Source organism: Roseomonas sp. TF40 (assembly GCF_057219975.1).
This window is the reverse complement of record NZ_JBXVVR010000003.1, coordinates 64,508-84,916: the sequence shown is the minus strand read 5'-3', so window position 1 is coordinate 84,916 and position 20,409 is coordinate 64,508. Positions and strand designations below refer to the sequence as shown.

General features: G+C 70.3%; 24 protein-coding genes. 18 read left to right on the top strand and 6 right to left on the bottom strand.

Annotation, left to right across the window (positions count from 1 at the left end; translation table 11 throughout):
- Positions 1-71: 71 nt before the first annotated feature.
- From AC2D9U_RS10250 to AC2D9U_RS10225, 6 genes are all read right to left on the bottom strand, one after another.
- A complete protein-coding gene (locus AC2D9U_RS10250) occupies positions 72-893 on the bottom strand; it encodes a CheR family methyltransferase (RefSeq protein WP_484748494.1) in 822 nt (273 codons plus the stop codon).
- Positions 890-1,996 carry a chemotaxis-specific protein-glutamate methyltransferase CheB gene (gene cheB, locus AC2D9U_RS10245; RefSeq protein ID WP_484748493.1) on the bottom strand — a complete coding sequence of 369 codons (1,107 nt, stop codon included), beginning with the start codon at positions 1,994-1,996 and terminating at the stop codon, positions 890-892. Before cheB ends, AC2D9U_RS10250 begins: the two co-directional genes overlap by 4 nt.
- 14 nt (positions 1,997-2,010) lie before the next feature.
- Positions 2,011-2,415, bottom strand: coding sequence for a response regulator (locus AC2D9U_RS10240; protein WP_484748492.1), 405 nt, complete (start codon positions 2,413-2,415; stop codon positions 2,011-2,013).
- Positions 2,412-2,876, bottom strand: coding sequence for a chemotaxis protein CheW (locus AC2D9U_RS10235; RefSeq protein WP_484748490.1), 465 nt, complete (start codon positions 2,874-2,876; stop codon positions 2,412-2,414). Before AC2D9U_RS10235 ends, AC2D9U_RS10240 begins: the two co-directional genes overlap by 4 nt.
- Positions 2,877-2,986: 110 nt before the next feature.
- Positions 2,987-5,569, bottom strand: a complete 2,583-nt coding sequence (locus AC2D9U_RS10230) for a hybrid sensor histidine kinase/response regulator (RefSeq protein ID WP_484748488.1) — start codon at positions 5,567-5,569, stop codon at positions 2,987-2,989.
- Between the two features lie 74 nt (positions 5,570-5,643).
- A complete protein-coding gene (locus AC2D9U_RS10225) occupies positions 5,644-6,258 on the bottom strand; it encodes a histidine phosphotransferase family protein (protein WP_484748486.1) in 615 nt (204 codons plus the stop codon).
- A 176-nt stretch (positions 6,259-6,434) separates the two neighbouring features.
- Between AC2D9U_RS10225 and AC2D9U_RS10220 the strand changes: the two genes are divergently transcribed.
- From AC2D9U_RS10220 to AC2D9U_RS10135, 18 genes are all read left to right on the top strand, one after another.
- Complete coding sequence (locus AC2D9U_RS10220) at positions 6,435-6,614, top strand: DUF3553 domain-containing protein (RefSeq protein ID WP_484748485.1); 180 nt, start codon at positions 6,435-6,437, stop codon at positions 6,612-6,614.
- Between the two features lie 8 nt (positions 6,615-6,622).
- Positions 6,623-7,366, top strand: a complete 744-nt coding sequence (locus AC2D9U_RS10215) for a sulfite exporter TauE/SafE family protein (RefSeq protein ID WP_484748484.1) — start codon at positions 6,623-6,625, stop codon at positions 7,364-7,366.
- 82 nt (positions 7,367-7,448) lie between these two features.
- Complete coding sequence (gene moaA, locus AC2D9U_RS10210; RefSeq protein ID WP_484748483.1) at positions 7,449-8,441, top strand: GTP 3',8-cyclase MoaA; 993 nt, start codon at positions 7,449-7,451, stop codon at positions 8,439-8,441.
- A gap of 4 nt (positions 8,442-8,445) precedes the next feature.
- On the top strand, positions 8,446-8,823 hold the full coding sequence (locus AC2D9U_RS10205; protein WP_484748481.1) for a hypothetical protein: 378 nt from the start codon (positions 8,446-8,448) through the stop codon (positions 8,821-8,823).
- A 72-nt stretch (positions 8,824-8,895) separates the two neighbouring features.
- Positions 8,896-9,291: a hypothetical protein gene (locus tag AC2D9U_RS10200; protein WP_484748480.1), complete on the top strand. Its 396-nt coding sequence runs from the start codon at positions 8,896-8,898 to the stop codon at positions 9,289-9,291.
- A 73-nt stretch (positions 9,292-9,364) separates the two neighbouring features.
- Positions 9,365-10,210: a carbon-nitrogen hydrolase family protein gene (locus AC2D9U_RS10195; protein WP_484748478.1), complete on the top strand. Its 846-nt coding sequence runs from the start codon at positions 9,365-9,367 to the stop codon at positions 10,208-10,210.
- Positions 10,207-10,974, top strand: coding sequence for an NAD kinase (locus AC2D9U_RS10190; RefSeq protein ID WP_484748476.1), 768 nt, complete (start codon positions 10,207-10,209; stop codon positions 10,972-10,974). The genes AC2D9U_RS10195 and AC2D9U_RS10190 overlap by 4 nt, the downstream gene beginning before the upstream one ends.
- Positions 10,975-11,158: 184 nt before the next feature.
- A complete protein-coding gene (gene hisG, locus AC2D9U_RS10185; RefSeq protein ID WP_484748474.1) occupies positions 11,159-11,869 on the top strand; it encodes an ATP phosphoribosyltransferase in 711 nt (236 codons plus the stop codon).
- A complete protein-coding gene (gene hisD / locus AC2D9U_RS10180; protein WP_484748472.1) occupies positions 11,866-13,173 on the top strand; it encodes a histidinol dehydrogenase in 1,308 nt (435 codons plus the stop codon). The genes hisG and hisD overlap by 4 nt, the downstream gene beginning before the upstream one ends.
- A 91-nt stretch (positions 13,174-13,264) precedes the next feature.
- Positions 13,265-13,483 carry a translation initiation factor IF-1 gene (infA, locus tag AC2D9U_RS10175; protein ID WP_007003972.1) on the top strand — a complete coding sequence of 73 codons (219 nt, stop codon included), beginning with the start codon at positions 13,265-13,267 and terminating at the stop codon, positions 13,481-13,483.
- A gap of 12 nt (positions 13,484-13,495) precedes the next feature.
- On the top strand, positions 13,496-14,074 hold the full coding sequence (locus AC2D9U_RS10170) for a Maf family protein (RefSeq protein WP_484748470.1): 579 nt from the start codon (positions 13,496-13,498) through the stop codon (positions 14,072-14,074).
- Between the two features lie 37 nt (positions 14,075-14,111).
- Positions 14,112-15,257, top strand: a complete 1,146-nt coding sequence (locus tag AC2D9U_RS10165) for a ribonuclease E/G (RefSeq protein ID WP_484748469.1) — start codon at positions 14,112-14,114, stop codon at positions 15,255-15,257.
- Positions 15,254-15,427, top strand: coding sequence for a DNA gyrase inhibitor YacG (locus AC2D9U_RS10160; RefSeq protein ID WP_484748467.1), 174 nt, complete (start codon positions 15,254-15,256; stop codon positions 15,425-15,427). The genes AC2D9U_RS10165 and AC2D9U_RS10160 overlap by 4 nt, the downstream gene beginning before the upstream one ends.
- Positions 15,428-15,497: 70 nt before the next feature.
- Positions 15,498-16,478 (top strand): Bug family tripartite tricarboxylate transporter substrate binding protein, encoded by a 981-nt coding sequence (locus AC2D9U_RS10155; protein ID WP_484748466.1) that lies wholly within the window; start codon positions 15,498-15,500, stop codon positions 16,476-16,478.
- 119 nt (positions 16,479-16,597) lie between these two features.
- On the top strand, positions 16,598-17,512 hold the full coding sequence (locus AC2D9U_RS10150; RefSeq protein WP_484748465.1) for an ABC transporter permease subunit: 915 nt from the start codon (positions 16,598-16,600) through the stop codon (positions 17,510-17,512).
- 38 nt (positions 17,513-17,550) lie between these two features.
- Positions 17,551-18,843, top strand: coding sequence for a high-affinity branched-chain amino acid ABC transporter permease LivM (gene livM, locus AC2D9U_RS10145; protein ID WP_484748463.1), 1,293 nt, complete (start codon positions 17,551-17,553; stop codon positions 18,841-18,843).
- Positions 18,840-19,655, top strand: a complete 816-nt coding sequence (locus AC2D9U_RS10140; RefSeq protein ID WP_484748462.1) for an ABC transporter ATP-binding protein — start codon at positions 18,840-18,842, stop codon at positions 19,653-19,655. Before livM ends, AC2D9U_RS10140 begins: the two co-directional genes overlap by 4 nt.
- Positions 19,652-20,368: an ABC transporter ATP-binding protein gene (locus AC2D9U_RS10135; protein WP_484748461.1), complete on the top strand. Its 717-nt coding sequence runs from the start codon at positions 19,652-19,654 to the stop codon at positions 20,366-20,368. The genes AC2D9U_RS10140 and AC2D9U_RS10135 overlap by 4 nt, the downstream gene beginning before the upstream one ends.
- Positions 20,369-20,409 lie beyond the last annotated feature (41 nt).

Genomic DNA, 20,409 nt, shown 5'->3' with positions numbered 1-20,409 from the left:
CGGGACCTGACCCTGGCGCGTCCTTCCGTGCCTGGGAAAAGACTGCGCCATCACGCCCGGGGACCAGACACCTAGGCGGCCTCCTGCTTCACGGCCAGGCCATAGGCCCCGCGTTCGCCGCTGATGGGGCGCAGCCGCTCGGTCAGGCCGAGCACCGTCTCCGCGCCGCCGAGATAGAGCACGCCATCCGGGTTGAGCTGCCGTGCCATCGCTTCAAGCACACGCGACTTGGTCGGCGCATCGAAGTAGATCAGCACGTTGCGGCAGAAGATGGCATCGAACCGGCCGAGGCTGCTGACGTCGGCAAGCAGGTTGCGCTCCTCGAAGCGAACCATGGCGCGCAGGTCGGCGGATACCCGCCAGCGGCCCTCCTCCTGCTTGAAGTGCTGCACCAGGGCGCGGATCGGCAGGCCACGCTGCACCTCGAACTGGCTGTAGAGTCCCTCCCGCGCCCGCGCCAGGACCTCGCCCGAGATGTCCGTGGCCAGGATCTCCACGCGGCGGTTCCGCCCGGCCAGCACGTCCGAGACGATCATCCCGATCGAGTAGGGCTCCTGGCCGGAGGAGCAGGCCGCGGACCAGATGCGCAGCGGCTGTCCCGGCGGGCGCAGGCCGGCCAGCTTCGGCAGAAGCTGCGCCAGGTGGTCGAACGGCTTCTGATCGCGAAAGAAGCTGCTCTCGTGGGTCGTGAGCGCTTCCACCACAGCCCGTTCGAGCATGTCATCGGGGCGCTCCCGCAGGCGCCGCCCCAGTTCCGCCTGGCTGGACAGGTTGAAGCGCGCCAGCACGGGACCAAGGCGTGTCTCCAGCAGATACGCCTTGTCCTCGGTCAGCACGATGCCCGCACGCCTGCGCACGAGGCCCGAGATCTCCGCGAAGCCTGGGTTGTTCATGGCCTGCCACCGCCTCCACCCGCGGCCAGGATACGGCCGGCGATGTCCTCGAGGGTTGTCGTCGCACTCGCCAGCCCCGCCTTCGAGACGGCGCCCGGCATCCCCCACACCACGCTGCTGGCTTCATCCTGCGCCAGCACCTGCGCTCCTGCGGCCACCGCGGCCTTGCATCCCATGAAGCCGTCCTGGCCCATTCCCGTCAGGATCGCGATCAGCAGCCGGCCCTGGCAGGCGCCCACCAGGCTGCGCAGCAGGGGATCGACGGCCGGACGGCAGAAATTCTCCGGCGGGTCCTGCGTGAGGTGCGCCACCAGCGCGCCGCCCTGCTCCCGCACGAGCAGATGGCGGTCCCCGGGCGCGACATAGGCATGGCCCGCCTGCAACACCTCGCCATCCCGTGCTTCATGGCATCGCAGCCGTCCGAGCCGGTCCAGGTGCTCGGCCAGCAAGGTCGTGAAACCCGCCGGCATGTGCTGCACGACGATCAGGGGCACGCCGAGCGGCGCCGTCAGCCGCGCGATCAGCGTTGCCAGGGCCTGGGGTCCGCCGGTCGAGCTGCCGATGGCGATGGCGCGCGGCCGCTGCGGCATGGCGGCAGGCCGCAGCGGCGTGACCGGCGCCGATGGGGCACTCACGCGCGGGGCCTGCAGGCCGGTGGCAGCGACACCACGCGGCGCCGCCTGCTTGCGCGCCCAGCCTTTCACCTTGGCGATCAGTTCGGCCTGGAAGCGTTCGTCATGGATGCCTCCTGCCGCCGCAGCCGGCTTCGGGATGTAGTCCACCGCGCCCGCGGCAAGCGCGGCCATGGTCGCACTCGCCCCACGCTGGCTCAGCGCGCTCGCGACGATGACAGAGATGCCGGGGGCTGCCGACAAGAGCAGCGGCAGGGCGGTGATGCCATCCATGACAGGCATCTCGAGATCGAGCAGCAGCACATGCGGCCGCTCGGCCGGGGCCATCGCGCGCAACAGGCTCAGCGCCTGCTGGCCGTCGGCAACCTTCGCCACGACCCGGATGGCCGGATCGGCGGCCAGCAGGCGCGACAGCGCGCCGCGCACCACCACGCTGTCATCGCAGAGCATGACGCGCACCGGCTCCGTCATGGCGGAAAGAGCATTCACGTGCCGGTGCTGACCAGGCCAAGCCGGGCCAGCTTGTCGCCCAGGATCTCGGCGTCGAAAGGCTTCATCACGTATTCCTGGGCACCGGCCTCCAGCGCCTGGACGATTCGCTCGAACGCGTTCTCGGTCGTGCAGAGCACGACGACCGGGCGGCTCGGCCCGTGCTCCGCGCGCGCCGCCTTCAGGAAGCTCAGCCCGTCCATGACCGGCATGTTCCAGTCGAGCAGCACCAGATCTGGCAGGGAATCACGGCAGGCGAGAAGGGCCTCCTGGCCGTCGCCGGCTTCACGGACCTGGAAGCCGAAGCCCTCGAGAAAGCGGCGCGCAGCCTTGCGCACGACCCGGCTGTCATCCACCACCAGGCAGTCGCGATGCGACCCATCGGCAACGGTCAGGCTCATCGCACACCTCCGATCGTCAGCACGCGCTCGACATCCAGCAGGATCAGGAGCTGGTTGTCGCGCCGATGCACACCGCGCGAGACCTCACGCCACACCGGATCGAGCGTGGGCGGGTTGCCGACGGCATCGCAGGCCTGCAGCGGCACCACCTCACCGACCGCATCGGCGAGCAGGCTGTAGAGCTCGCCCGCCATCTCGACGACGATGGACATCGGCTGCTCCGTTCCTGCGCGTGGTGGCAGGCCGAGCCGGCGGCGCAGATCGACCGCCGTGACGATGCGCCCGCGCAAGTTCAGGCCGCCCGCCACCTCAGGCGGCGCCAGGGGGATCCGCGTGATGGTCTGCGGCCCGAGCACATCGCGCACGACGAGCACGGGCACGCCACAAGGCTGGCCGGCGACTGTCAGGGTAAGGACAAGGTCAGTCTCGACGACGGCGGCCTGGGTGGTCTGGGTCTTCATGGCTTGGATCCCCTGGGGCGCCCGCGCGAACGCCGCTCATGGCTGGAAAGGAAGGAAGCGAGGCGCAGGAGGCACCCACACCTCGATCACGGGTGGACGAAGCCGGACGCTCAGGCAGCCAGCGCCGTGTCGAGGACCTCGGCCAGGCTCGTGAGCAGCGCATCACGGTCATACTTGCCGACATAGTCGGTGAAGCCCGCCGCGCGGCCCTTGGCGACCGCGGCCGAATCGACCCGCCCGGACAGCGCGACGAGCGGCAGATCCCGCCAGATGCCCTCGGCGCGCACCTCCCGGGCGAAAGCGAACCCATCCATCCCGGGCATCTCGATGTCGGAGATGATGGCATCGAAGGCCACGCCCTGCTCGCGCAGCTTCAGGGCCTGCGCAGGGTGTTCCACGCCCACCACCTCATAGCCCGCCGCCCCGAGCGCCGGGACAACAAGCTCGCGGAAGAAGGTGCTGTCCTCCACCACCAGCAGGCGGCGCGCGGCGCGTGGGCCGTTGCCTGGCTGGAACCAATCCGCCCCGGCCTGGCGCAGCCACCAGCCGGTGTCGATCACGTCCGTCACCTTGCCCGAGATCACCGCCGAACCGAGGAAGCCGGGCCGCCCCTGGCCGGTCTGCACGTCCAGGCGCTCTTCCACAACATCGAGGATGGCGTCGACCATGAGGCCCAGGCTGCGGTCGCGCTCGCTGAACACCAGCACCGTCTGTCGCCCCCGCCCGGCTTCATCGGCAGGCGGGGCGCCGCTCATGGAGATCAGGGGCATGAGCTGCCCGCGATACTGCACCACGGGCTGGCCACCGGAGTATTCGATGCTGTCGAAGGGCAGGTCGTCCAGGCGCGCGACGAGGCCGAGCGGCACCGCCTTGGGCGTCGGCTCGCCGGCGCGGAACAGCAGCAGGGCGGTACGTTCGGAGGTACGGAAGGCCGACGACGCCGCCCCGTCTGCGCCGCGCGCCGCATTGCCCTCGGCCGCGACGGCGGTGGCACGCGCGATGCCATTGGGATCGAGGATCATGATGACGCTGCCATCGCCCAGGATCGTGTTGCCGGAGAACATGCCGATGTGGCGCAGGATCGGCGGCACCGGCTTCACGACGATCTCCTCGGTGTCGTAGAGCCGATCGACGATGATGCCGAAGACCGCGGCACCGACCTGTGTGACGACGATGAAGCGCTGCTGCAGCGCCTCGGCCGCCAGGGCCGTCTCCTCCTCCTCCGCCAGGCCGAGCACGCGCGCCAGGGAGACAAGCGGCAGCAGACGGTCGCGCAGGCGCAGCACGGGGGCGTTCTTGATGTGCTCCACCTTGGCGTCCGAGCCGCCGCCGACTCGCACCAGTTCCAGCACACCGATCTGCGGCACGGCGAAGCGTTCGCCCGCCACCTCGACGATCAGCGCCGAGACGATGGCGAGCGTGAGCGGGATCTTGATGGTGAAGCTCGTGCCGCGCCCGAGGGCGGAGGTGACGTCGATGGTGCCGCCGATGCGCTCGACATTGGTCTTCACCACATCCATGCCGACGCCGCGCCCCGAGACGGCCGTCACCGCGGCGGCGGTCGAGAAGCCGGCGCGGAAGATGAAGCGATGGATCTCGCTCTCCGCCATGCCCGCGACCTCGCCCTCCGAGGCAAGGCCCTGAAGGATGGCCTTCTCGCGGATGCGCGCGGTGTTGAGCCCCTTCCCGTCATCGGCGATCTCGATGAGGATGTGGCCGCCCTCATGATACGCATTCAGCATGATCCGCCCGGTGTCGGCCTTGCCGGCGCGGCGGCGCTCTTCCGTGCTTTCCAGCCCGTGATCGGCGCTGTTGCGGACCATGTGCGTCAGCGGATCCTTGATCAGCTCCAGCACCTGGCGGTCGAGCTCCGTGTCCGCGCCGCGCATGTCGAGCTCGATCTTCTTGCCCAGCTCATGCGCGAGGTCGCGCACGAGGCGGGGCAGCTTGTTCCAGGCATTGCCGATCGGCTGCATCCGGGTCTTCATCACCCCGTCCTGCAGATCCGAGGTGATATGGGACAGGCGCTGCAGCGGCACCGTATAGGCGCCATCGCCCCGCGCGCGGGAGAGCTGGAGAAGCTGGTTGCGGGTCAGGACGAGTTCGCTCACCAGCATCATCAGATCCTCGAGCACATCGACCGAGACCCGGATGGATTGCGGCGCGGCGTGGCTCGCCGGCGGGTCCTGCGGCGGTTCGGCAGGGCCCGCGACCGGCTGGGGAAGGGCGACAGGGGTGGCGGGCGGCATCTCGGCGGCCGCCACGGCAAGCTCCGCCGCCGGCGCGACCGGCTGCTCCTCCGGCGGGGCCGTGACATGGCCCTCGGCCATGGCGTCGAGTTCGGCGATCAGCGCCGCGTCATCGCCGGCCGGCTCGCTGCCCTGGGCCTCGATACCGGCGATGATCAGCTTGATCCGGTCCAGCGCGCGCAGCACCAGCGTCACCCCTTCGGGTGTCACCGCCAGAAGGCCGTCGCGGTAGCGACCGAGGATGTTCTCCCCGGCATGCGCCACGGCTTCGAGACGCGACAACCCCAGAAAGCCGCAGGTTCCCTTGATGGTGTGGACCAGTCGGAAGATCTCGGAGAGTGTCGGCTTGTCGTTGGGGGATTTCTCCAGCCGCAGCAGCGCCACATCGAGCGCCGCCAGCCCTTCATGGGTTTCGGTCAGGAAGTCGGCGATCAGGTCGTCCATGGTGGCTCCGCAGCTTCCAACGTCGGGCGAGAATGCGGTCGGGCCACCAAGATTCCGTAAATGGCGCGCAGAAATCAGGGGCGATCCGGCCCGCTCAGCAGCAGCGGCGCCGCCCCGGGTGTACTACCCAGCAGAAGGTCCAGGCGCAGGCCCGCCGCCTGGCTGTTCGCGATCAGCAGCGGCACCGCCACGCCACGCGCCGTGAGAGCCACCTCATCACCCGCAAGCGCGGCGGCCAGCCCCACCGGCCAGGCCGAGGACGGGCCATCGGGCCAGATCGAAAGGCCCGCCGCCAGCGTGCCACCCACGCGCACGGTGCCGCCGCGCGGCAGGGCGTCGATCCCGATCCAGAGCGCCAGGAGAAGCGACTGCGCCATCGCGGCCGGCACCACCATGTCGGCACTCAGGGCGGAGAGGTCGATATTCGCCCGACGCCCCAGGGTCAGCCCCTCCGCCGCCTGGGCCAGGTCGTCACGCCGGCACTCTCCGGCAGCCCCCCCGACCGCGGCACGGAAGAAGCGGATGCGCCGGTCGATGATCCGTGCCGCATCGCGCGCGACCTCAAGCGCGTCATCACCCTCGCCCTCCAGCAGGTCGAGCGCGCCGGTCAGTGCCCCGGCAGGGCCGCCGAGATCGTGGCAGAGCCGCGTGCAGACCATCTGCGCCAGGCCAATCTTCACAGCTACCATCCTGGTTCTCCGTCTCGCAGCGCATTCTGCCCTGCGCCTTCCTCACGCGGCTGCCCAAAAAAGCGGCTGCCGAAAACAGGCCGCACGATCCCATGCAGCAGGAATGGGGCTGCCCCGTGACGGCCAGAGGGCGGGGAGGCTAGGCGCAACCCGCTAATGATTGGTAACTGGCGCGCATGGCGAGTGAGATCTTCCCCGGGCTGCGCGTGCGCCATCCGGCCTTCCCGGACTGGGGCATCGGGCAGGTGCAGTCGGTCGCGGGCGAGCGCATCACGGTGAATTTCGAGCATGCCGGCAAGAAGACCCTGATCGGCCCGGCCGTGGTTCTGGACATCCTGCCGGAGGAACGGGCTTGAACGTGGTGATGGCCGATCTCGCGGTGCTGTTCGCGGATTGGCGGATCTGGGCGGCGATCGTGGTGACCAGCATCGCCGGCGTGATGCGCGGCTATTCCGGCTTCGGGACGGCGGTGCTGCTGGCGCCGGCCTATTCGGTGCTCTGGGGGCCGCGCATCGGCGTGCCCGTGATGCTGCTGATGGAACTCGCGGTTTCGCTCCAGCTGCTGCCAAAGGCGTTCGGCCAGGCGGATCGGCGGGTCATCCTGCCGATCGGCGCTGCCGCCTGCCTGATGACCCCCTTCGGTGCCTTCGTGCTGCTGACCGCCGACCAGGATGCACTCCGCCGGGCGATCGGCGCGCTGGTGCTGGTGTTCGGCCTGCTGCTGGCGAGTGGCTGGCGCTACCACGGTGCGCGGCCGCTGCCGCTCAACCTCGCCGTCGGCGGGCTGGCGGGCTTGCTGAAGGGGGCCACGGGCATCAGCGGGCCGCCGGTCATCCTCTACATGCTGGCGGGGCCGGAGGCGGCGAAGCAGCACCGGGCCAACCTGATCCTGTTCTTCGCCACCATTTCGGTGATCTCCATCATCCCACCCGCGCTCGGCGGGCTGATGGGGTTCCAGGTGATCGCGAAACTCCTGATCCTGCTGCCGGTCATGCTGCTCAGCGTCCCGATCGGCGTGCGCCTGTTCCACGTGATACCGGAACGGCTCTACAAGCGGCTCGCGCTGATTTTCCTGGTCGCGACCGGGCTGGTCACCGTCCTGGCCTGAAGGGCTTGCAATACCGAGGGGGGGCGGACCAAATGCCCCTGGGGACGGCCCCGATCGGGCCGATGATTGGGGAAAGCCTGCCATGATCGATCCGTTCGGCCGACGGGTCCGCTATCTGCGCGTCTCGGTCACCGACCGCTGCGACCTGCGCTGCGTCTATTGCATGGCCGAGGACATGACCTTCCTGCCAAAGGCAGAGGTGCTGAGCCTGGAGGAGCTGGACCGCCTTTGCGGCACCTTCATCGGCCTCGGCGTCGAGAAGATCCGCCTGACCGGGGGCGAGCCGCTGGTGCGCAAGAACGTCATCAGCCTGTTCCGCAGCCTGGGCGCGCGGCTGGGCGCGGGCGGGTTGCAGGAGTTGACCGTCACCACCAACGGCACCCAGCTGACCCGGATGGCCACGGAGCTGTACGCGGCCGGGGTCCGGCGCATCAATGTGAGCCTCGACACGCTCGACCCGGCGACCTTCGCCGCCGTGACTCGCTGGGGCAAGATCGAGCAGACGCTGGACGGCATCTTCGCGGCCAAGGCCGCCGGCCTGCACGTGAAGATCAATGCCGTGGCCCTGAAGGGCGTGAACGAGCACGAATACGACCGCATGCTGGCCTGGTGCGGCGAGCACGGCTTCGACCTCTGCCTGATCGAGACCATGCCGCTCGGCGACATCGGCGGCGACCGCACGGACCAGTACCTGCCGCTCTCCCTGGTGCGCCAGCGCCTGCAGCAGACCTGGACGCTGGTGCCCTCGGACCACAATACCGGCGGGCCTGCGCGCTATGACACGGTGGCGCAGACCGGCCAGAAGATCGGCTTCATCACGCCGATGACCCATAATTTCTGCGAAAGCTGCAACCGCGTGCGGCTGACATGCACCGGCACGCTCTACATGTGCCTGGGCCAGGACGATGCGGCGGATCTCCGCCGCCCCTTGCGTGACCCTTCCGTGGATGAGGAAGGCCTGCGCCAGGCGGTGCTCGACGCCATCGCGCGCAAGCCGAAGGGCCATGACTTCGTCATCGACCGCACCCGGCGCGCGCCCGCGGTGGCACGGCACATGAGCGTCACGGGCGGCTGAGGGGATGTTGGAAGGCATCCTCGCGGCGCTGACCATCCCGGGCCTGCCCGAATGGGCCAGCCTGGTGCTGCTGCTGGTCGTCGCGCTCGTGGTGCTCGCCTATCTGCTCATGCCCTTCAGCGTGTTCGGCGTGAAGGGCCGCCTGGAAGCCATCGAGGCGCAGCTCGACGACATCCAGACGGAAATCCGCAGCCTCACCCTCCGCCTGCCGGAGCCGGGCCGGCGCCGCGCGCCACCCGTCGAGGAGGATTGGGTGGAACCGCCGCGCTTCGAGGAGCCTCCGCCCCGCGGCGCCCCCCCGGTGCCGCCCCCCGCCGCCTGGCCCGATCGTGGCGCGGGCCGTGCGGAGCCGCGCCTGGACTGGCCGCGGGATCGTCGCTGAACCGGGGTTGCCGACCCGACCTGTCCGATTATCATGCGTTCCGGTCATCAATCGGCAATATCGGGGAACGCCATGGCGGTTTCGAGAAAGGGATTCATCACGCGGGCCGGCCTGCTGGGCTTCGCCGCGCTCGGCCTGGTGGCCTGCACCGAGGACAACCGGCGCCCCGTGACCACCAACACCGTGATCGTGCCGGGCTGCGACACCTCCTTCCGCGTCGTGAACCAGTCCTCCCTGACGGTCGCGCAGCTGTTCTTCAGCCACGCCAGCTTCGGTTCCTGGGGCAATGACCAGCTTGGCACCAATGTCCTGCCGCCGGGCCGCTTCGTGAACTACCGGGCCGCCAATACCGGCGCCTATGATTTCCGGGTGGTCTGGCAGAATGGCCGCAGCGCCGAGCTGCGCCGCGTGGACATCTGCCGCGCCAGCCAGATCATCGTCACCAATAACGGCCTGCAGGCCATCTGACGCCTGAGCGGGCCGGGGCCTTGCCCACGGTCCGCCGACTGGGCTTGATGCGGGCTCTTCGCAAGGAGCCCGCATGCGCGTCGCCGTCATCCAGATGAACCAGGGCTCCGACAAGCCCTCGAACATCGACCAGGCCCGCCGGCTGATCGAGGGCGCCATCGCCGCCGACCGGCCGGACATGGTCAGCCTGCCCGAGACCTGGACGAATCTCGGCGGCGGGCGCGAGGCACGCAATGCCGCCGCCGAGATCCTTCCCGAGCCCGGCGGGACCGGCGGCGCTGCCTATGAATTCCTGCGCGACCTCGCACGCACCCATGCCATCCATGTGCATGGCGGCTCGATCATCGAGCAGGGGCCGGACAAGCTCTACAACACCACGCTGGTCTTCGACCCGACAGGGCGTGAGATCGCGCGCTATCGCAAGATCCACCTGTTCGACATCACCGCCCCCGACGGCACCGGCTACCGCGAAAGCGCGCTCTACGGTGCGGGCACGGAGCTGGTCGTGGTCGAGGCCGGCGGCGTGAAGCTGGGCCTGACCATCTGCTACGACATGCGCTTCGCCGAGCAGTTCGTCGCGCTTCGCCGGATGGGTGCCGAGGCCATCCTCGTGCCGTCCAACTTCACGCTCCAGACCGGCAAGGATCACTGGGAGGTCCTGCTGCGCGCGCGCGCCATCGAGACCCAGTGCTGGATCATCGCCGCCGCCAGCCACGGCGCCTATGAGGAGCGCGGCGCGACCCGCCAGGTCTATGGCCATTCCTTGATCGCCGACCCCTGGGGCCATGTCGTGGCCAAGTGCAGCGACGGCACCGGCTGGGCCACCGCACGCATCGATCCGGCCGTGACGGCGCGCGTGCGGCGCGACATGCCGGTGCTGGAACACCGCGATGCCCGGCGCGTGGACACGCTGGCGTGAGCCCAGGCATCGCCTTCCTCGCCGCCGGCACGGAACACGCCCTGGCGGCGCAGGCGCGGCTGGTCGCGCGCTACGGCGAGGCGGATCCCGAGACCGCCGCCTTCATCGTCGCCCTGGGCGGCGATGGGCTGATGCTGGAGACGCAGCATCGCCTGCTGGGCCGCAACCGGCCGGTCTATGGCATGAATTGCGGCTCCGTCGGCTTCCTGATGAACAGCTACCGCGAGGATGACCTGCCCGCGCGCCTCGCCGCCGCGCAGGCAGCCACGCTGCACCCGCTGCGCATGAACGCCTTCGTGGGCGAGGATGACCAGCCGGTCCAGGCGCTGGCCATCAACGAGGTCTCGCTGCTGCGCGAAACCCGCCAGGCCGCCAAGATCCGCATCGTGGTGGACGGCAAGGAAAGGCTGGAGGAGCTGATCTGCGACGGCGTGCTGGTCTCCACCCCCGCCGGGAGCACCGCCTACAACCTCTCGGCGCATGGCCCGATCATCCCGCTGGGCGCCAATCTGCTGGCGCTGACGCCGATCTCCGCCTTCCGCCCCCGCCGCTGGCGCGGCGCGCTGCTGCCGGCCGAGGCGCGGGTGGTGTTCGAGGTGCTGGAGCCCGAAAAGCGCCCCGTCGCCGCCGTCGCCGACTACACGGAGGTGCGCGACGTGCGCCGCGTCGAGGTGTGGGAGGACCGGGGCGTCTCGCTGACCATGCTCTTCGACCCGGACCACGGCCTGTCCGAGCGGATCCTGGCGGAACAGTTCACCGTTTAGCCCTCAGGCGCCGGGCGCCCGCTCCGCGGGCTTGGCTCGCCGCATGAGCGGCGGGCGCCGTTCGGCGCCTCGGCCGGCTTCGCCGTCCGCCAGGGTGGCTGCCATTGCCGGAGGCTAGCTTGGGGCCCCACACGCACACGCGCGCTCCCTTCCGCGCGCCCTTCCGGGGTGCTACCCCGCGCGCATGACCGCCACCCCCTATCCCGCCGATCCGGCCACGCATAGCGAGGCCGCGACGCCGCTGATCCTCGCGCTGCCCAAGGGCCGGATCCTGGCCGAGCTGGGTCCGGTGCTGGCGCGCGCCGGCATCGTCCCGGCCGCCGACTACACCGATGAGGACAGCCGCCGGCTGCGCTTCGAGACCAATGATCCGGGGCTCGACGTGGTGCGCGTGCGCCCCTTCGATGTCGCGACCTTCGTGGCGCATGGCGCGGCGCATATCGGCGTCTGCGGCGCCGATGTGCTGATGGAATTCGACTACGACCAGATCTATGCGCCGCTCGACCTGGGCATCGGCCGGTGCCGTGTCTCGGTGGCCGAGCCGGTCTCGCCGGCTTCGCGCATCGACATCGCCGCGGCCTCGCGCATCGCGGTCGCGACCAAATACCCCACCATCGCGCATCGCCATTTCGCCACCCGGGGCATCCAGGCCGAGATCGTGCACCTGAACGGCGCCATGGAGCTCGCCCCCTCGCTCGGCCTGTCGCGGGTGATCGTGGACCTGGTGCAGACCGGCTCCACACTGAAGGCCAACGGCCTGGTCGAGACGGATGTGATCGCGCATGTGACCTCGCGCCTCATCGTCAACCGCACCGCCCTCAAGACCCGGCCCGAGGCGATCGGCACCTGGATCGTCCGCTTCCGCGCCGCCCTCGCCGAGGCCCACGCAAGATGAAGCGCCTGTCCACCAGCCATCCCGATTTCGAGCCCTTCTTCCGCACCCTGCTCGAATCCGGGCGCGAGGAGGGCGCGCGGGTGGATGCCGCCGTCGCCGCCATCATCGCGGATGTCCGCGCCGAGGGCGATGCCACGTTGCTGCGCCTGACCACGCGCTTCGATCGCTGGCAGCCGCAGGGAATGGCCGGGCTGCGCGTCAGCGAGGCCGAGATCGCCACCGCCGTCGCCGCCATCCCGGTGGCGCAGCGCGAGGCCCTGGCACTCGCCGCGCAGCGGATCGAAGCCTTCCACCGCGCCCAGCTGCCGCAGAACCTGGAACGCACCGATGAGGTCGGGGTCACCGCCGGCATGCGCTGGGGCGCGCTGGATGCGGTGGGCATCTATGTGCCCGGCGGCAAGGCGGCCTATCCGTCCTCGGTGCTGATGAACGCGCTGCCGGCCCGGGCCGCGGGCGTCGCGCGCATCGCCATGTGCGTGCCCACGCCGGACGGCGTTCTGAACAACTTGGTCCTCGCCGCCGCTCACCTGGCCGGCGTCACCGAGATCTGGCGCCTCGGTGGCGCGCAGGCGGTGGCGGCGCTGGCCTATGGCACGGCGTCCCTCGCCCCGGTGGACCGCATCGTCGGGCCGGGCAACGCCTATGTCGCGGAAGCCAAGCGCCAGGTCTTCGGCCGGGTCGGCATCGATTCCATCGCCGGCCCGTCGGAGGTCGTGGTGCTGGCCGATGCCAGCAACGACCCCGCCGAGGTGGCGCTCGACCTGCTCGCCCAGGCCGAGCATGACGAGGCCGCGCAGGCCATCCTCATCACCGATGACGCGGCCTTCGGCGAGGCGGTGGAGCGCGCCGTCGCCACCGCCCTGCAGCGCCTGCCACGCGCCGCCATCGCCGGCGCCTCCTGGGCGGCGCATGGTGCCATCATCGTCGCGCGCGACTTCGACGAAGCCGCCACGCTGACCAACCGCCTCGCCCCGGAGCACCTGCAGATCATGGTGGCCGACCCCCGCGCGCTGTTCGGCCGGATCCGCCATGCCGGCGCGGCCTTCCTGGGCCGCTACGTGCCCGAGGCGCTGGGCGACTACGTCGCCGGGCCCAACCATGTGCTGCCGACCTCCGGCACGGCCCGCTTCGCCTCCGGCCTCTCGGTGTTCGACTTCCTCAAGCGCACCACCTGGATCGAGGCCGATGCCGCGGCGCTGGCGGCGATCGGGCCGGCGGCGGTGACCCTCGCGCGGGCCGAGGGGCTGGACGCGCATGGCGACAGCATCGCCCTGCGGCTCGGCTTGCCGCTTTCTGCGCCTTGACCCGCGCGCCGGTCACGATCATGTTCCGCGCGCCGCGGCCAGCCGCGGTTTCCCGTCTCCATGCCCGAGAAGCCAGAGATGAATAATCCGCATGTCTAAAGAGGACATGATCGAGTTCAGCGGCCAGGTGGTCGAGCTGCTGCCCAACGCGATGTTTCGCGTGAAGCTCGACAACGAACACATGGTGCTCGCCCACACCAGCGGGAAGATGCGCAAGAACCGCATCCGCGTCCTGGCCGGCGACCGCGTGAACGTGGAAATGACGCCCTACGACCTGACCAAGGGTCGCATCACCTTCCGGTTCAAGTAGATCGGCGCCACCGTGGCGCCGCCGCTTGTCCTGGCCTCGGCCAGCCCGCGCCGGATCGAATTGCTGGCCCGCCTCGGCATCGTGCCGGATCGCGTGCTGCCAGCGGATATCGACGAAACCCCCCTGAAGGCCGAGGTGCCGCGTGCCCTGGCCATGCGCCTTGCGCGCAGCAAGGCCGATGCGGTGGCGTCGCTCGCGCCGGAATCCCTCGTGCTCGCCGCCGATACGGTGGTGGGGCTCGGCCGGCGCATCCTCGGCAAGCCGCGCGACCGGGCCGAGGCCCAGGCCTTCCTTGAGGCCCTTTCCGGCCGCCGGCATCGCGTGATGACCGGCGTGTGCCTGCGCCGGCCCGATGGCCAGCGCACCGAAAGGCTGGTCACCACCATCCTCACCTTCCAGCGCCTCACCCCGGGGCAGGTCGCGGCGCACCTGGACAGCGACGAGTGGCGGGGCGTGGCCGGCGGCTACCAGATCCAGAAGAGCGCCGAGGCCTGGGTGCGCTTCCTCTCCGGCAGCCACTCGAACGTGGTCGGCCTGCCGCTGTTCGAGACGGCGCAGATCCTGCGAGGCGCGGGCTGGCTGAGGCCGTGACCCGCGCCCGATCGCCGGAGGGCGCATGCCCGGAAGCGTGAATCGGCCGCGCGACGCCACGGACGTCCCCGAGATCATCAGGGTCTCCGTCTCGCCCGGCGAGCATCGCCTGGCGCTTCTCCGCGACGATGTGCTGACCGAAGCGGTCGTCGAGCGCCCTGGCCGCCCCGATGGCGTGGGCGACCTGCACATGGCCCGCGTGAGCGCCCTTGCCCCCGCGATGAGCGGCGCCTTCCTGCTGCTCGGCGATGGCAGTACCGCCTTCCTCGCGGAGAATGAAGCGGCGGAGAGCCGGCAGCCCATCGGCCGGAGCGTGCAGGAGGGACAGATCCTGCCGGTGCGCATCACCCGCGCCGCCCTGGGCGGCAAGGGGCCGCGCGTCACGGCGAAGCTGAGCGCCGCGGAACGTGCGCTCGCCACGGATCGTCTCGGCCTGCTGGCCCGTGGCCCTGAGGCCGCGCTGCGACTCGCGCATCGGTGGCCCGGCGCGATGGTGCTGACCGATGGCGCCCCCCTCGCCGCGCGCCTGGCCCGGCAGATTGGCGCCGCGCGGGTGCAGCGCGTGCCGCGCGCCTTCGATGCCGCGCTCGAGGAGGCCTTCGCGGGCCTGACCGAGGCCGAGGTCCCCCTCCCCGGCGGCGGCCGTCTGCTGATCCACCCCACCCCGGCGCTGACCGCCATCGATGTCGATTCCGGCACCGGAAATGTGCAGACGGTCAATCGCCGCGCGGTGGAGGAAGCGGCCAGGCAGATACGCCTGCGCAACCTCGGCGGCGCCATTCTGCTCGATCTCGCCGGCCTGTCGCCGAAGCAGCGCGGCGCACTGGAACAGCCCTTCGCCGAAGCCCTGTCTGGCGACCCGCTCGGCCCGCGCCTGCTCGGCCTGACGCGGCTGGGGCTGATGGAGGTGGTGCGCCCGCGCATCCACCCCGCGCTGCATGAGGTGCTTGGCCTGCCGGCCTCGCCCCTGACCCATGGCCTGGCCGCGCTGCGCCGCGCGGCAGCGGAGGCTGCCGCCCAGCCCGCCCAGGCTCTGGCGCTGCGCGCCCATCCCGGCGTGCTGGCCGCACTCGACTCCCTGCCCGCCGCGCTGGCGGATTTCGCGGCCGGGGCCGGGCGCGCCTTGCTGCTGCGCCCCGATCCCCTGCTGCGCCCCGGGCAGGAAGTGCTGGAACCCGCATGAACAAGCCCGCCGCACCCCGGCCGCGACGCTGCCCGATCTGCCGCCAGCCGATCCTGCAACCCCGCGCCGCCTTCTGTTCCGAGCGCTGCCAGCAGGTGGATCTCGGCCGCTGGCTGCAGGGCGACTACGCCATCCCGGCCGCGCCGGAGCCGGAGGAGGAGCCGGAGTAGAGCCAGCCGCGCGGACTGCTCTTGATGAGAACGATTCTCATTCTCATATAACGGGCAAGGAGACCCCGCCATGCCCCTCGCACGCCGCGCCTTGCTCACCGCCTCCCTCTCTGCCCTCGCCAGCCCTGCCGTGCAGGCGCAGACCCCCCGCCCCATCCGCCTCATCGTCGCCTCCGGCGCCGGCGCCAATGCCGACGTCGTGGCCCGGCTGGTCGCCGCCGCCTGGGAGGAGGCCGAGGGGCGGCGCATCCTGGTCGAGAACCAGCCCGCCGTGGCTGGCAGCCGCGCGGTCGAACTGGTGGCCCGCGCCGAGCCGGATGGCGAGACGCTGCTCTTCGGCACCGTCTCGCAGCTGGTGATGAACCTCGCCCTCTTCGATTCCCTGCCGGTGGACGTCGCCACGGCGATCCGCGGCCTCGCCTTCATCAACCATGTGCCGATGGCGCTGGTCGTGGGCGCCGATCCGGCGGTGCCGGACCTTGCCACCTTCCTCGGCAGGCTGCGGATCGAGCAGGGGCCGATGCAGTTCGGCTCCGGCCCCACCGGCACCACCACGCATGTGGTAGGCGCCCGCTTCGCCCAGGCGGCGGAGATCACCCGCGGCGACCTGGTGCATGTGCCCTATTCCTCCAGCGCCCTGCCGCTGACCGACGTGATCGCAGGCCGGCTGACCTTCATGTTCGACGCCGCCGTCACCGCCCTGCCGCATCATCGCAGCGGGCGCGCGCGCATCCTGGGCGTGGCGGCCACGCAGCGCCTGCCGGCCGCGCCGGACATCCCCACCCTGTCGGAGTCCGGGCTGCCGGGCTTCACCGGCGGCACCTGGAATTCCATTGCCGCCCCCGCCGCGCTGCCGGAGGCAACCGCACAGCGGCTCAACGCCTCGCTGACCGCGGTGCTGGCCCGCCCCGCGCTGCGCGACCGGCTGGAGGCCATGGGCAGCGCCCCCGTCGGCCCGGCGATGAGCCCGGCCGAGGTCGATGCCTTCTACGCGGCCGAACGCGCGCTCTGGGTTCCGATGCTGCGGGCCTCGGGCATCCGCGCGCTGTAGGCCGCCGCCGCTCGGGCCGGACAGCTTTCCGAATTTTCATCCGGGCGTCTCAGCCTCCGCTTGCCAGCGCGCCGTGCTTCCCTGAGTGTCCTCGTAACGGGGCAACAGGGGGATGGCGCGTGGCCTATGCGCTGCAACAGCTGATCAACGGCATCAGCCTCGGCATGATCTACGGCCTGATCGCGGTCGGCTACACCATGGTCTATGGCATCATCGGCATGATCAACTTCGCCCATGGCGACGTGTTCATGGTGGGCGCCTTCATCGCGTTGATCTCGGTGGTCATGCTGATGTCGGGCGGGCTGATGGATGGCCCGGCCGCGCTGCTGCTGGTGCTTGCCATCTCCATGGCCTTCACCGCGCTCTATGGCTGGAGCGTGGAGCGCATCGCCTATCGGCCGCTCCGGGGCAGCTTCCGCCTCGCGCCCCTCATCTCCGCCATCGGCATGTCGATCGTGCTGCAGAACTTCGTGCAGGTCAGCCAGGGCGCGCGGGTGAAGCCGACCGAACCCCTGGTCACCGGCGGCATCGAGATCATGCGCGAGGGCGACTTCATCGTGCAGCTCTCCAACATGCAGATGCTCATCATCGGCTCGACGCTGACGGTGCTGGCGATCTTCACCTGGCTGGTGACCAAGACATCCCTGGGACGTGCGATGCGCGCCTGCGAGCAGGACCGGCGCATGGCCTCGCTGCTCGGCATCGACACGGACCGCACGATCAGCCTGACCTTCGTGATCGGCGCCGCGCTCGCCGCCGTGGCGGGCACGCTCTACCTGTTCCGTTACGGCGTCATCGATTTCTATATCGGCTTCCTCGCCGGGGTGAAGGCCTTCACCGCGGCGGTGCTGGGGGGCATCGGCTCGCTGCCGGGCGCGGTGCTGGGGGGCCTGCTGATCGGCCTGATCGAGACCTTCTGGTCCGCCTATTTCAGCGTGCAGTACAAGGATGTCGCGGCCTTCTCGATCCTGGCGCTGGTGCTGATCTTCCTGCCGACCGGGCTGCTCGGGCGGCAGGAGGTCGAGAAAGTATGAGCGCGTCCGATCGTCGGAGGGCCGAAGGGCCCGGAGACGTGAATCGGCCGCGCCGGAATTTCCTCTACATCGCGCTGCGCGAGGCGCTGATCGCGACGGCGGTTGCCTTCGGCCTCTTCGTCCTCATGGTCGGCCTGCGGACCGATGTCTCGCCCAGCGGCGCGCTGTTCCTGCGCACGCGCTGGCCGGAAGTGGCGGGGCTCTGCGCGCTGGTCTTCGTGGGGCGGTTGATCCTGTCGCTGTGGCAGGCGCGCGAGGCCAAGCCGCCCTCGATCGCGCTCGGCAGGCTCGGCGGCAAGGCCGCTGTCGTCTTCGCCCCGGCGCTGCTGGGGGCCGCGCTGGTGCTGCCGATGATCCCGGGCATCGGGCGCTATGAGCTCGACCTCGGCATCCTGGTGCTGACCTATGTGATGCTCGGCTGGGGGCTCAATATCGTCGTCGGCCTCGCGGGGCTGCTGGACCTCGGCTACGTCGCCTTCTACGCGGTCGGCGCCTATTCCTATGCGCTGCTGGCGCAGTATTTCGGCCTGTCCTTCTGGGTCTGCCTGCCGCTGGCGGGCATCCTCGCCGCCTTCTGGGGCATCCTGCTCGGCTTCCCGGTGCTGCGGCTGCGCGGCGACTACCTCGCCATCGTCACACTCGCCTTCGGCGAGATCATCCGCATCGTGCTGCTGAACTGGGTCGAGCTCACCGGCGGGCCGAACGGCATCGGCGGCATCCCGCGCCCTTCCTTCTTCGGCCTGCCATTCAACATGTCGGGCGACCCCAACAGCTTCGCGGGTTTCTTCGGGATCGAACCCGACCCCGTGCACCGCGTGATCTTCCTCTACTACCTGATCCTGGCGCTGGCGCTGCTGACGAACTGGGTCAGCGTGCGCATCCGCCGCCAGCCGATCGGCAGGGCGTGGGAGGCGCTGCGCGAGGATGAGATCGCCTGCCGCGCGCTGGGCATCAACGTGACCACCACGAAGCTGACGGCCTTCGCACTGGGGGCGATGTTCGGCGGCTTCGCCGGCGCCTTCTTCGCCACGCGCCAGGGCTTCATCAGCCCCGAAAGCTTCACCTTCATCGAGAGCGCCATCATCCTCGCCATCGTCGTGCTGGGGGGCCTCGGCAGCCAGATCGGCGTGGCCGTGGCCGCGCTGGTGATGATCGGCGGCTTCGAATTGTTCCGTGACCTGGAAGAGTGGCGCATGCTGGTCTTCGGCGCGGCCATGGTGGTGATCATGGTGGTGCGCCCGCGCGGGCTGGTCGGCAGCCGCACCCCCACCGTCGCACTCGGCACGCGCCGCGCGATCGGTGCGGAACATGTGGGAGAGGGCCGCGGATGAGCGCACCGATCCTCAAGGTCGAAGGCCTGACCATGCGCTTCGGCGGTCTGCTGGCCGTCGACACCGTGAGCTTCACGGCGGAACGGGGCGCGATCACGGCGCTGATCGGACCGAACGGCGCGGGCAAGACCACGGTGTTCAACTGCATCACCGGCTTCTATCGCCCGAGCGGCGGCACGCTGCGCCTCACGCGCGCGGATGGCAGCACGGCGCAGCTGGAGAGCCTGAAGGACCATCTGATCGCGCGCGCCGGCGTGGCGCGCACCTTCCAGAACATCCGTCTCTTCCAGGGCATGACGGTGCTCGAGAACCTGCTGGTCGCACAGCACCTCGCCCTCAATGCCGCGACGGGCTTCGGCATCGGCGCGCTGCTCGGCCTGGGTGGCTATCGCCGCGCGGAGGCCGCCGCCATCGAGCGCGCCAGCGCCTGGCTGCGCGCCATCGGGCTGATCGAGCGCGCCGATGATCCCGCCGGCGCGCTGCCCTATGGCGCGCAAAGGCGGCTCGAGATCGCGCGCGCCATGTGCACCAACCCGCAGCTTCTCTGCCTCGACGAACCCGCCGCCGGGCTGAATCCACGCGAATCCGACGAGCTGTCCGAACTGCTGCTGGCGATCCGCGATGGGCGCTCCGCGGCACCGGCGCCGACCTCGGTGATCCTGATCGAGCACGACATGGGCATCGTCATGCGCATTTCAGACCATGTCGTCGTGCTCGACCACGGCAGGAAGATCGCCGAAGGCACGCCCGAGCAGGTGCGCAACGACCGCCACGTCATCGCTGCCTATCTGGGCGAGGAGGAGGAGGCATGAGCAACCTTCTCGAGGTCGAGTCGCTGGTCACGAATTACGGCGCGGTGCAGGCGCTGAAGGGCGTTTCCCTGCATGTCGCGAAGGGCGAGATCGTCACGCTGATCGGCGCCAATGGCGCGGGCAAATCCACCCTGCTGATGAGCCTGTGCGGCGATCCGCGTGCGCGTTCCGGCCGCGTGCTCTACGATGGGCAGGACATCACCCAGCGCCCGACGCATGAGATCATGCGCATGGGCATCGCGCAGTCCCCGGAGGGCCGCCGCATCTTCCCGCGCATGAGCGTGCTCGAGAACCTGCTGATGGGCGCGCAGGCGCAGGGGCATGATCCGGGCGGGGATCTCGAGAAGGTCTTTGCCCTCTTCCCGCGGCTGAAGGAACGCGCGGCGCAGCGCGGCGGCACGCTGTCGGGCGGCGAGCAGCAGATGCTTTCCATCGGTCGCGCCCTGATGTCGCGCCCGCGCCTGCTGCTGCTCGATGAACCTTCGCTGGGGCTCGCGCCGCTCATCGTCCGGCAGATCTTCGCCGCGATCCGCGACCTGAATGCGCGGGAGGGGCTGACCGTCCTGCTGGTGGAGCAGAACGCCAACCAGGCGCTGCGCCTTGCGCATCGTGGCTACGTGCTGGTCACCGGGCGCATCACCATGGAAGGCACGGGCGCCGAGCTGCTCGCGCGGCCGGAGATCCGCGACGCCTATCTCGGCGGCGGGCATTGAGGGCGATCGCTGCAACCGATTGTTGACCTGCCCGCGGCGAG